This is a genomic window from Pontibacter burrus, assembly GCF_010686685.1.
Lineage (GTDB): Bacteria > Bacteroidota > Bacteroidia > Cytophagales > Hymenobacteraceae > Pontibacter > Pontibacter burrus.
In genome coordinates this window covers 144,261-157,002 of sequence record NZ_JAAGWD010000004.1, presented here as the reverse complement: position 1 = coordinate 157,002, position 12,742 = coordinate 144,261, and the positions used below count along the sequence as shown (strand labels likewise).

Sequence of the window (12,742 nt, the reverse complement as noted above, 5' to 3'; positions counted from 1 at the left end):
ATTTTTAAGCTAAGTTTCTAATTTTAGTCAGGTAAGTAATGTTCGGCTGTACGTTTAGCTCTTCCAGTACGTGGAAAGCACGTTCACCCTGCTCGCGTGCCAGTGTTTTCGAGATACGGCTTTCCGGATCTTTCATGTCACCGAAGATAATCGCTTCAGTTGGGCAAGACTGCGCACAAGCTGTTACAATTTCACCATCTTTCGGTCTTCTGTTCTCACGCTTCGCTTCTAACTTACCAAGCTGTACTCGCTGTACGCAGAAGGAGCATTTCTCCATTACACCACGGCCACGAACTGTTACATCCGGGTTAAGCACAAACTTACCCAGGTCGTTGTTCATGTTGTAGTCAAACTTATCGTTGTTAGCGTAAGCGAACCAGTTGAAACGACGAACTTTATAAGGGCAGTTGTTAGCGCAGTAACGAGTACCTACGCAACGGTTATAAGCCATCTGGTTGATACCTTCTGAGCTGTGCATAGTAGCTGCAACCGGGCAAACTGTCTCGCATGGTGCGTGGTTACAGTGCTGGCATAGCATTGGTTGGAAAATAACAGAAGGGTTTTCTGCAGGATCTTCCATCGTTGCATAGTCTTTCGGCTCATGCTCCACTGCGCTATAGTATCTGTCGATACGCATCCAGTGCATCTCACGACGCATCAGAACCTCAGCTTTACCTACAACCGGAATATTGTTCTCTGCCTGGCAGCTAATGGTACAAGCACCACAACCAATACAAGAGTTAAGGTCGATAACCATACCCCAGTGGTGGTTCTTGTACTCGTAATCATCCCAAAGAGAGATAGTAGAAGGTTTTACAGGTCCGTCATGCGTAGCAATTCGGATATATTCTGTTACCTCTTTTGGATTTTTGATATAGTTAGCCAGTGTGTTCTCCTGAACAACCAGACGATCCATGATCGTGTGGTGTGTCTGCATCTGAGCAATTTCAGAAGTAGCACCAGTTTTTTCAATTTTTACAGGGCTGCTGTAGCTGATCGCATTATTAACTACTGTAGCAATAGGGTAAGCATTCGCGCCCACTCCTTTCGCAACCGGCATAGAATCCAGCTCGCGTCCGTAACCCATTGCAATACTTACTGTGCCCTGTGCCTGGCCTGGCTGGATCAGTACTGGTAACTCAATAGCTTTACCATTAGCGAAAGTTACTTTCACTACATCACCCTGAGTTATCTTGAATGCATCAGACTCAGCCATGCTTCTTGGCATCGCCACATAGTTACCCCAAGTTGCCTTAGAGATAGGATCTGCCATTTCCTGCAGCCATGGGTTGTTTGCCTCAGCACCGTTACCAATAGCTACTTTTTCATATAGTACCGCCTCAATGGCACCACTTGCAGCAGGTTTTGTAATACCAGCAGAACCTATAGTTGCTGCTGTAAATGTATTTGAAGTAGCAAGCATGCTGCTGCCATTCTGCAGTACACCATCATGTACAGCCTTCTCCCAGCCCTGATTAAAGTCGCCTGTAATAACTTTTCTCCAGTTATTGCGCAGGTACTCATAGTAGCTATTAGAATTGCCACTCCAGGTAAGCAGGCTGTCCTGCATCTGGCGGGTAGTGAAGATTGGAGAAAGAACCGGCTGTGCTAAGCTCAGATAGCCTTTCTTAGGCTCGAAGTCGTTCCATGACTCCAGGAAGTTATGATCCGGAGCAACAATGTCAGCAAGTGCTGCTGTTTCATCGAGACGCTCAGCAAATGTTACTTTCAGGCCTACTTTCTTCAGTCCTTCCGCTACTTTATCAGCAAGTGGATGATCGTAAGCTGGGTTAGCATTGTAGAAGAATACCGCTCCAACAGAACCGTTATTCATCTCGTTGATCAGGCGGATCATCTGAGCATCATTACCCTGCTTAACAAAGTATGGAGATGCTGTGTCTATAGTTGTACCATTTGCACCAAGTGCATTGTTAATAGCAGCAACCATTGCCTGAACAGAAGGATCGTTCGAACCCGATACAACAAGGGCCTTACCAGAGTTTGCTTTTAGATCTCTTACTGCATTAGCCAGTGATTTAGCGTCGATGCCAGCTACGTTTGCAGCAGAACCTCCACCAACTATAGCACTGTGCAGCGCTGAAACAACTGCAAATTCATCAGAAGGCTTGATCGGAACACGAATATCGGCGTTAGCACCAGTAAGCGACATGATAGTCTCGAACTGATAGTGGCGCGACATGTCTTTCTTCTCAGCAGAAAGCTTTCTGTTCTGGATGTATTGTTTTGCGAAGATAACCGGCGCTAACCAGGTACCTAAGAAATCTGCATTAACACTAACAATAATATTAGCCTGGCTGAAATCATATCCAGGAACTACACCATTGTTAGCTGAAAGCAGGGCTGAAGATGAGTTGGCATCGTAAACAACGTGTTCGAAATTACCGAAACGTGAACCAAACTCGTTGATCAGCTGCTTTGTAGAAGGGGAAATTACTGTAGATGAAACTATAGCAACTTTACCACTTACAGAACCTAAACGGGAAGCGATTTCTTTATCAACCTGCTCCCAGGTTGCTTCTTTACCTTTTAATAAAGGAGTACGAAGTCTGTTGTTGTCATACACGCTAAGCACTGACGCCTGTGCTCTTGAGCTTGTACCTAGCGGCGTAAGTGCCGAAGTAGGGTTTGGCTCAATTTTAATAGGACGTGCTTCACGGGTTTTAACAAGTATGCTGTTGTAGTCACCGTTCAGGTAATAAGTAGTGGCATACCAGTTAGCTACACCTGGTTCCACATCAACAGGCTTGTTAAGATAAGGGATAGCTTTACGTACCGGTGCCTCGCACGAAGCAAGCGATACAGCAGCAACACTAAAGCCAAGGAGCTTCAGAAAATCTCTGCGGCGTGTCTTACCACCTTCAGAAGGCTCCTCTCCACTGGCTTCACCAACCGGCAGGAATTCTGGAAACTCATTATGAGCATGCTTTGCGAACTCCGGAGTATTCTCTAACTCCTCAATTCCTTTCCAGTATTTTATTCTGTCTTGCATAATATATTTAGAAAACTCGAATATTCAGATAATAATTAACTGCTTAGTAGTGGCACTTAGAGCACTCTGTACCACCGTTAGAAGCAACTGTGAATGCACCTTTAGATGACTGCTCGTGCAGTTTCACCAGGTTGTCATAATATGCGTTGCCTTCTGTGTTAAGCGGAGTTTCGCGGTGACAGTCGATACACCAGCCCATTGTAAGCGGTGAGTACTGATACACTACATCCATCTCCTGGATTGGACCGTGGCAGGTCTGGCACTCTACGCCACCAACCTGGGTGTGCTGCGAGTGGTTGAAGTAAGACAGATCCGGCAGGTTGTGGATACGTACCCACTCAATTGGCTTATTGCGCTCAATAGCTCTGTAAATCTTCTGAATCTCAGGAGACTCTTTTTTGATCTGGCTATGGCAGTTCATACAGATGTTAGCGGAAGGAATGCTGGCACTCTTGCTTTCGTAAACAGTAGTGTGGCAATAGCTACAGTCAATCTGATGCTCACCGGCGTGCAGTTTGTGCGAGAAAGCAATTGGCTGCTTCGGCGCATAACCCTGCTGGATACCAATACCCATCATCTTATCAAGACCAAGGTCAACAAGTACCACTACAAAGATCAGCAGCACAAGAGTACGTACGGCTTTAGACTTATAGATCTTGGAGAAGTCGAAACGCTGGTTAACGATCTCGTTATCAGCTTCGTCAAGTTGACGGTTCTTGTTCAGGTAGTTCTTTAACAGTGACGTGATCAGCAACAGTGTTACCACCAGTACGATCAGCACAATGATCAGCACTACAAGCACAATATCAAGGTAACCACCAATTGCGCCTATTGCATCAGTTCCTACATTAGCTCCAGGAGCCGCACCTTCAGGGCCTGCTACTGTTGTTGGAGCTGCTGCTGCAACATTAGCCTGTGCATCAACATAAGCAAGAATAGCTTTCACATCATCATCAGAAAGAGATGCAAATGATGGCATGGCCTGCTTGTTATACTCATTATAAATAGCAATCGCATCTGCATCGCCAGACTGAATCAGGGCCTGAGAGTTTTTGATCCACTTGATCAACCAGCCTTCGCTTCTCTTGCCTGTTATACCTTTCAGACCTGGTCCAACAATAACGTCGCTGCCTGCAGAGTGGCAAACCGCACAGTTATTTTTAAATAGGGCAGCTCCTGCATCAATAACGGCAGGATCCGCAGAACCTGTTTCAGCACCTTCAGTAGAACCTGGCTCTACTCCTTTTGCAGCTACTTCCGCCTGCTCGCTCTCCTGAGCCTGCACCCCGAAGGTTACAGTCAGTACTAGCAAGAAGGCTAAGAAAATCTTGTGTGTAGTTTTAAGCATACAGCTAATCATAGCCATCATCACTTGTGAGTTTAGTATAATGGTGAATTTACTTTTCGGCCACAAATCTACTACTCGAATTCCATTATTCAAACACATACTTTTTATTTTTGGAACCATCGCTGCAGACCAATCGTTCTTAGCCGCTTATCGTGCAAAATCTTACTTAAAATTAATTTTTAAGGCTTTTTATTTAGAATCATTACAAATAACACCGTATATCCAGTACAATTTACCCTCTTAATTTTTACCAGAAATTCATAAATAAAGTACAATCAACCTTTTGTATACTATAGAAGTCCCGGTTAAGTTTATAATGCAACTTTTTTTGCCTTTTTATTCTATTTTCAGATTCTCTTTCAAACAACATCAGGCTTTATAATATAGTGTTGTTTTTAGATGTGTCCTATAGTTGCCGGTCAGTCGCTAACTATAGCCCACCTGACTGCACATTTTCTCAGCATTTTTATTAAGGTAATGCTTTGCTTTTCAAAATACTTACCCGTATATTTGCGGGCTAAAATCAAAAAATTCTACAACAGAATGGAATTAAAAAATTACGAAACGGTCTTCATCCTGACGCCTCTTTTAAATGAGACGCAGATGCAAGAAACGGTCGAGAAGTTCAGACAGGTGCTTAAGGAAAATAGCGCCGACATTATCCACGAAGAGAACTGGGGCCTGCGTAAGCTTGCTTACCCAATCCAGAAGAAATCAACTGGTTTCTATCATCTCATCGAGTTTAAAGCTCCAGGCACAATTGTAGACCAGTTAGAACTGGCTTACCGTCGTGATGAGAAAGTTGTTCGCTTCTTGACTACTGCACTGGATAAGCACGCAGTTGCTTATAACGAGCGAAGAAGAAATGGCGAGTTCAAACAAGCTAAAAAAGAGGAGGTTAAAGGATAATGAGCTTAGTTAACGAAAGAGTACACAAGCAAGAGAATCGTCAGAAATACTGCCGATTCAAGAAAAGCGGCATTAAGTACATCGACTATAAAGATGGCAACTTCCTGCTGAAGTTTGTAAACGAGCAAGGCAAAATCCTTCCAAGAAGATTGACAGGTACAAGCCTTAAGTTCCAGCGTAAAGTATCTCAGGCAGTTGCAAGAGCACGTCACCTGGCTATTTTACCTTATGTAACAGATTCTTTAAAATAAGGAGGGATAGAGATGGAAGTAATACTTAAAGATGACGTTAAGGGCTTAGGCTATAAGAACGATATCGTAACAGTAAGATCAGGTTACGGCCTGAACTACCTGATCCCTCAGGGTCTTGCTGTTCTTGCTGACAAGTCAAGCAAAAAAGTTGTTGCTGAGAACATTCGTCAGGCTGCGCACAAAGCTGAAAAAATTCAGGCTGATGCTCAGTCACTGGCAGACAACATTGGTGATCTGACATTGGAAATCCCTGCTAAAGTAGGTGAAACTGGTAAGATCTTCGGTTCAGTTACAACTAACCAGCTTTCTGAAGCACTGAAAGCAAAAGGCTTTGATGTCGATCGCAAGCGTATCTCATTCGATCAGGATGTGAAAACTGCCGGCGAGTACACAGCTTCGCTTAACCTGCACAAAGAAGTGAAGCACACTGTTAAATTTAACGTGGTAGCAGAGTAATCTGAAGGTAGATTATCAAAAAGGGCTTTGGAGCAATCCGAAGCCCTTTTTTTATGTTTATACTATAACTTAGTAGCTTTACGGGTATCTCAACTATAATTTATGTTCCGAACCGAAGTAACGATGCCGGAAACCAACCTGCGCCTGAATCTGCCGGAAAAGGTAGTAACTATAGGTTCCTGTTTTGCAGAAGTGATCGGCGCTAAACTACAGCAGTATAAGGCCGTTGTGCTGGTAAATCCCTTCGGCACTATTTTTAACCCTATATCCGTAAGTAAACTACTACAGGCAGTAGCAGGAGAAAACTTTAACATTACAGATAGCCTGGTACAGCGTGACGGCATTTGGTATAGTTATGACCTACACTCTTCTTTGTCGTCGGCAAACAAGGATGAACTGGTACAGCTGATTGAAGACCGGATCGGGCAAACACGTAATCATTTACAGAAAGCTAAACTTGTTATTATTACACTGGGTACTGCTGTATCGTATAAGCTGGCCGACTCCGGAACTATAGTTGCCAACTGCCACAAACTGCCAGCCCGCCAGTTTTTCCGGGAACTGCTAACTATAGCTGACATAACTGATAACATGGCCCTGGCTATAAAGTCTCTGCATAAAACAAACCCGGAACTACAGTTTATCATTACAGTGAGTCCGGTACGTCATGTAAAGGAAACGCTGCAGGTAAACAGCGTGAGTAAATCGCTTCTCAGGGTGGCTTCTCATTATTTAAGCGAGCAACTGCCAGGTGTGTTTTATTTTCCGGCTTATGAAATTATGCTGGATGATCTGCGCGACTACCGCTTCTATAGTTCAGATATGCTGCATCCTACCCAGGTTGCTGAAGATTACATCTGGCAAAAGTTTGTCGCTACTTACCTCCACCCTACTTACCAGCAGTTTATTCCGGAATGGGATAAAGTGCAGCGCGCCATAGCTCACAGGCCATTTCATCCGCAAGCCGAGGCACACCAAACCTTTCTCCAAAATACTATTAAACAACTGGAGCAACTCTCAGAAACCTATAAAGTAGCTGCTGAAACAGAAATTAAAATACTGAAGGCCCAACTGATAGGTAACTAAACTATACCTGCCTGCCCGTACAACGTAGAAATAAGTGTAACTATAGCACCTAACTATGGCAGACAGGAAACCCAACAAGCTTATAAATGAGAGCAGCCCGTATCTGCTGCAACACGCCTACAACCCTGTAAATTGGTATCCTTGGGGCGATGAAGCGCTTCAACTTGCTAAAAACCAGGAAAAACCTATTTTAGTCAGTATCGGTTATGCTGCCTGCCACTGGTGCCACGTAATGGAGCGCCAGAGTTTTGAGAACGTAAAGATAGCCGAGCTGATGAACCAGCACTTTGTGTGCATTAAAGTTGATCGCGAAGAACGCCCGGATGTGGATGCCATTTATATGGATGCCGTGCAGGCTATGGGTTTGCAGGGCGGGTGGCCGCTGAACGTGTTCCTGAATTTGGATGCGAAGCCTTTCTACGGTGGCACCTATTTTTCACCTAAACAGTGGGAGCAGCTGCTACAAAACATCTGCCTTGCTTACCAGAACAACAAGCAGGAGCTGGATAGCACGGCAGAGCAATTTGCCGAACATTTGAAGATAAGCGAGCTTGAAAAATATAGCATTCCTAAAGGGTCTGAATCGCTGAACGAAGAAGAGCTGAAACAGCTGTACAAACAACTCGGCAAGCGCTTCGACAGAGAACACGGAGGGTTGTCGCCGGCTCCAAAGTTTCTGATGCCCTCTATTTACCTGTTTCTACTGCGCTACTATAATCATGGCCAGGACGAAACGGCATTGGCACAGGTAAAACTCACGCTCCGGCAAATGGCTTATGGCGGGATTTATGACCAGGTTGGGGGCGGCTTTTCACGTTATTCAGTAGATGCAAAATGGCTGGTGCCCCATTTCGAAAAGATGCTATACGATAACGCGCAACTCATAACACTTTACTCCGAAGCATACCAGGTAACCAAAGATCCGCTTTACAAGGAGGTAGTATACGAAACTATAAAATTTGTGGAGCGCGAACTCATGAGTGAGGAATTTGGCTTCTATTCTTCTTTAGACGCCGATAGCGAAGGCGTAGAGGGCAAATTTTATACCTACACCAGGGATGAATTGCACCGTGTACTGAGAGATGAGGAACCGCTTTTTTCGAAGTACTATAGCATAACTGCTTCCGGCAACTTTGAGCATGGCCGAAATATTCTGCATCGCCAGATGAGCGACGAAATGTTTGCCCAGGAAAACGTGCTAGAGCCGGAGGTATTGCAAGCTATGGTAGCGGCCTGGAAGAAAACGCTAATGAAGATACGGGCAAAACGGGTGCGACCTGCACTGGACGATAAAATACTCTGCTCCTGGAATGCACTGATGCTAAAAGCTCTAGCCGATGCATTTTATGTGTTTAACGAACAGCACTTCCTGGATCTCGCCCTTAAAAATGCTGTGTTTATTTTTGAAGAACTGCGTGAAGGCGATAAACTATGCCACACTTACAAAAACGGAAAAGCAACTATAGACGGTTTTCTGGAAGATTATGCACTCCTGATCTCCGCACTGATCAGGCTTTACGAAGTTACCTTTAACGAAACCTGGCTGCTGCATGCAAGGCGTTTCACGAATTATGTGCTAACTCATTTCGATGACCCGAATGAGCCGCTGTTTTACTTTACCGACAAAAACGCAGAGAAACTGATCGCGCGCAAAAAAGTACTGCTGGACAACGTGATTCCGGCATCAAATTCTGTAATGGCGATTAACCTGCACCTGCTGGGTTTGTACTTTGATGATGAAAGGTACCAGCAGAAAGCTGCTGCCATGCTTCAGGCTGTAAAACCTTTGCTTGTAAAAGAGCCGTCTCACCTCAGCAACTGGGCAATTTTATACTATAACCTGCTCACGCCTACTGCAGAAGTATCTATAGTTGGCAAAAAAGTACCAGAATTTCGGGAAGAGCTCAGCACTTTCTATTTACCTAACATGATTTTGATGGGTAGCGATCATAAGAGCACCTTGCCGCTGCTTTCAGACAAAGTGCCCTTAGATGGCAAAACCACCATTTATGTATGTTATAACAAGACCTGTCAGTTGCCTGTAACAACCCCAGCTGAGGCGCTGAAACAACTACAGGGCTGGCAGCAGGAAAGCAAATTTCCTGCCTTGTAAGGCGTCTATAGTTCAGACTCTATAAACCAGAAGCTGCTGATAGCTTGCTCTGTAGTGGTACAACAGCACAGCCAGTAGCACCAGCACAACTATGCCGTTCAGCAACAGGCTTTGGTCATCAAATACATGAAACAGTAAGATATTGATGCTGATGGGTACCAGCATGAGCAACGCCAACGGAACAAACCTGTTCACCAGCAACAAAATACCTGCTGTAAGCTCAGCCGCCTTTAACGGAATAAAAACATAAAGTGTGGATACGAGCACCTGCATAAACGGCACGTCCAGTGATGTTGGGCCAATAGGCTCCACGCCTAACAACAGCAGAAAACCATTGAAACCGGCAAATGCGAAGATCGCTCCTAACAGCAACCGGGCCGCAGTAACTATAACAGGATATTTCATTAGCATACAGTTAGTTAATTACCAAACTATAGTTTTGCAGAAGTAAATGTGGCGCTTTATAGTTGTATCTCAAAATGCAGCTCACAAAACTATAGTTGCCGGTATCCTTCACAGCCATTCCAAATCTATAACAGGCCCTTAGCAATTCGCTCCTTTTTTTCCGACATTTGTATAGTACACAATGTATTGACTTCGCCCTTGTCTGAGCTACTGAACTTTAATTACCCCCCTGAGCCGGCCGTGGAGCGCGTTACGCTTTTTGCCGACGTGATACTTCCCTTGCCGCTGCCAAAGCTGTATACTTACCGCATTCCGTTTGAGATGAACGACGAGGTGTTGGTAGGTGCGCGGGTAATTGTGCAGTTTGGTTCGAAGCGGGTTTTAAGCTGTATTGTTGCCGACATACACGAACAGGCACCAGCAGATTACCAGGCAAAATACATTCTGGATGTGCTGGACGATACACCTATAGTTACAGCGCCTCAGCTGAAGCTATTTAAATGGATTGCGGATTACTACATGTGCACACTTGGTGAAGTGATTAATGCCGCTTTGCCATCAGCCTTAAAGCTGAGCAGCGAATCGCGCATACAATTGCACCCGCAGTTCAACCCCGAAGAAGACGATATTCCGCTCAGTACCCAGGAAATCAAGATAATTTATGCGCTACAGCAGAATCAGCAGCTGACTTTTACTGATGTCGGGAATGTGCTGCAGGTAAAAAGCTACCATAAGTACATTAAATCACTGATCCAGAAAGAGGCGATCATCATATTTGAGCAGGTAAGCGACAAGTTTTCGCCGAAAGTGGTGAAGAAAGTGCGACTGAGCGAGCATTTTGTGCAGGAAGAAGGCATGCTGGAGGAGCTTTTCGAGCAGCTTACGCCTAAACCGAAACAGCTCGACATTCTACTGAACTACCTGCAACAGGTACCAGTGCACCAGGATGTGCATTTAAACTATAAAGGCCTCGAGAAATCGGTACTCAGCAACAACCCGCACCTGTCAAAGTCGTCGCTGGATTCGCTGATAAAGAAAGGCGTGCTGGAGCAGTTCGACCAAATTGTTTCCCGTTTCCCGGTAGATGACTCACCGCGTTTGCTGCCGATGACGCTATCAGAACATCAGCTGCAGGCCAAAGACGAAATTCTGGGCTTATTTAAGGAGAAAGACACGGTGCTGCTGCATGGCGTTACGGGTAGTGGCAAAACCGAAGTTTACATCGACCTGATAAAACACGCGCTGGAAGGCGGTGGGCAGGTGCTATACTTACTACCCGAAATTGCCCTAACGGCTCAGATCGTAACGCGCCTGATGAAGGTGTTCGGCGAAAAACTGGGTGTATACCATTCCAAATTCTCGGATAACGAGCGTGCCGAAGTGTGGCAAGGCGTGCTTTCGGGCAGGTTCCAGGTGGTGGTGGGCGTACGTTCAGCGGTTTTCTTACCGTTCCATAACTTGTCGCTGATTATAGTGGACGAGGAACATGAAGCGAGTTACAAGCAATACGACCCGGCTCCGCGCTACAATGCCCGCGAAACAGCCCTGATGATGGCGCACCTGCAAGGAGCCAAAACACTGTTGGGCTCTGCCACGCCCGCCATCGAAACATACTATAACTGCCAGACCGGCCGCTGGGGACTGGTTAGCATGACCAAACGTTTTGGCGAAGCGCAGTTGCCGGATGTAGAACTCATCAACACCCGCGAAGAGCAGCACCGCAAAAACATGCACAGCCACTTTTCGGGTAAACTGCTGACAGCTATTGAAGAACGACTGCACCGCCACGAGCAGGTGATCCTGTTCCAGAACCGCCGCGGCTATGCGCCTTTTATTGCCTGCGACGAATGCTCCTGGATTCCAAAGTGCCGTAATTGCGCTGTAAGTTTGTCTTACCATAAATTCAGCAGTGAGCTGCGTTGCCATTATTGCGGCTACCATGAGCGCATGCCTTCTGATTGTCCTGCCTGCGGCGCTACTACCCTCAAAAGTATGGGCTTTGGTACCGAAAAGATCGAGGACGAGCTAAAGCTGATGCTGCCAAAAGCGGAAGTACAGCGCATGGACCTGGACACCACCAAGAAAAAGAACAGTTACCAGCAGATCATCGCTGATTTTGAGAACGGCAAAACCAACATCCTGGTAGGCACCCAGATGGTTACCAAAGGCCTGGACTTCGAGAACGTGAGCTTGGTAGGCATCCTGAACGCCGACAGCATAATCCATTTCCCTGACTTCCGGGCACATGAGCGGGCATTTCAGTTGTTTGTGCAGGTAAGCGGGCGCGCCGGGCGTAAAGGCAAGCCGGGTACCGTTTTTATCCAGACCCGCGACCCGATGCAGGCAATTTTCCGGAAGGTGAAAAGCGTGGATTATGAAGCGTTGTATGCGCATGAGATAGAAGAACGGATGCGCTTTGCGTACCCGCCGTTCGTGCGTATGATCCGTGTTACGGTGAAGCATGCCGATGAACGGACTTCGGAAAATGCAGCTATAGTTCTGGCAAAGGATTTAACTGACAGGTTGGGCAAGCAACAGGTGTTAGGGCCGGAGATTCCGTATATCTTCCGTATTCGCAACCTGTTCCTGAACGAGATACACATCAAGCTTCCACGTGAAAACGTGAACCTGCGCCAGGCAAAAGGGCAGATAGCCCAGGCTATTCAGCAACTATACCTGCTGCCGGATTTTAAAGGAATAAAAGTTGTGGCTGATGTAGACCCAATGTAGTTTTCGAAAATATTTTTGCGATGCAAACTGCCAAATTGGGCTAGCAAGAGGCTTTTCAGAAAATTCTGGAAAATTTTTGAAGATTTTTTATGGCAGGCTGTAACTCTTGAAATACAGCCCCGTATACATGGATACCTTTGGCTAAAAGTTGAAAACCTGAAAATCGTAATTTCTACCAAGAACTTATAGATTTTCAGGTTTTTCCTTTTATATCCCTTTCCGGATGCGGTAGATGTACATAATACCGGCTAAGAAAAACAAAGCCCCAAATATTATATCTATCGTATCGCTCTCGCCTTTGTAAACACGGTACATATTAAGTCCGGCTGCCAAAAAACAGGCTACTGCTAGTATTATTTTAAACGTTTTACTCTTCCCCATTATAATTATTATAGTTGCTATTGTTTGTTTTAGGGCTTTAAGATAGGGAATTT

9 protein-coding genes are annotated in these 12,742 nt (G+C 45.5%); 6 read left to right on the top strand and 3 right to left on the bottom strand.

Features of this window, described 5'->3' with window-relative positions; translation table 11 throughout:
- Window positions 1–4: 4 nt before the first annotated feature.
- Window positions 5–3,010 (bottom strand): TAT-variant-translocated molybdopterin oxidoreductase, encoded by a 3,006-nt coding sequence (locus GXP69_RS10185; RefSeq protein ID WP_163914964.1) that lies wholly within the window; start codon window positions 3,008–3,010, stop codon window positions 5–7.
- Window positions 3,011–3,053: 43 nt separating this feature from the next.
- Window positions 3,054–4,358 carry a c-type cytochrome gene (locus GXP69_RS10180; protein ID WP_163914963.1) on the bottom strand — a complete coding sequence of 435 codons (1,305 nt, stop codon included), beginning with the start codon at window positions 4,356–4,358 and terminating at the stop codon, window positions 3,054–3,056.
- A 543-nt stretch (window positions 4,359–4,901) separates the two neighbouring features.
- On the opposite strand from GXP69_RS10180, the gene rpsF reads away from it, so the two are divergent.
- The 5 genes from rpsF to GXP69_RS10155 all read left to right on the top strand — a co-directional run bounded on the left by rpsF (window position 4,902) and on the right by GXP69_RS10155 (window position 9,173).
- Entirely contained in the window at window positions 4,902–5,267 is a 366-nt protein-coding gene (rpsF, locus tag GXP69_RS10175) for a 30S ribosomal protein S6 (RefSeq protein WP_163915235.1), read from the top strand.
- Window positions 5,267–5,518 carry a 30S ribosomal protein S18 gene (gene rpsR / locus GXP69_RS10170; protein ID WP_007652662.1) on the top strand — a complete coding sequence of 84 codons (252 nt, stop codon included), beginning with the start codon at window positions 5,267–5,269 and terminating at the stop codon, window positions 5,516–5,518. The genes rpsF and rpsR overlap by 1 nt, the downstream gene beginning before the upstream one ends.
- A gap of 12 nt (window positions 5,519–5,530) precedes the next feature.
- Entirely contained in the window at window positions 5,531–5,974 is a 444-nt protein-coding gene (gene rplI / locus GXP69_RS10165; protein WP_163914962.1) for a 50S ribosomal protein L9, read from the top strand.
- Between the two features lie 102 nt (window positions 5,975–6,076).
- Window positions 6,077–7,060, top strand: coding sequence for a GSCFA domain-containing protein (locus tag GXP69_RS10160; protein WP_163914961.1), 984 nt, complete (start codon window positions 6,077–6,079; stop codon window positions 7,058–7,060).
- Window positions 7,061–7,115: 55 nt separating this feature from the next.
- Window positions 7,116–9,173: a thioredoxin domain-containing protein gene (locus tag GXP69_RS10155; RefSeq protein ID WP_163914960.1), complete on the top strand. Its 2,058-nt coding sequence runs from the start codon at window positions 7,116–7,118 to the stop codon at window positions 9,171–9,173.
- Between the two features lie 12 nt (window positions 9,174–9,185).
- Here the strand turns inward: GXP69_RS10155 and GXP69_RS10150 are convergent, their stop codons facing one another.
- Window positions 9,186–9,578, bottom strand: a complete 393-nt coding sequence (locus GXP69_RS10150; protein ID WP_163914959.1) for a hypothetical protein — start codon at window positions 9,576–9,578, stop codon at window positions 9,186–9,188.
- A gap of 198 nt (window positions 9,579–9,776) precedes the next feature.
- Here GXP69_RS10150 and priA point away from each other — a divergent pair, with 198 nt between their 5' ends.
- Window positions 9,777–12,308, top strand: coding sequence for a replication restart helicase PriA (gene priA, locus GXP69_RS10145; protein ID WP_163914958.1), 2,532 nt, complete (start codon window positions 9,777–9,779; stop codon window positions 12,306–12,308).
- Window positions 12,309–12,742: the final 434 nt, after the last annotated feature.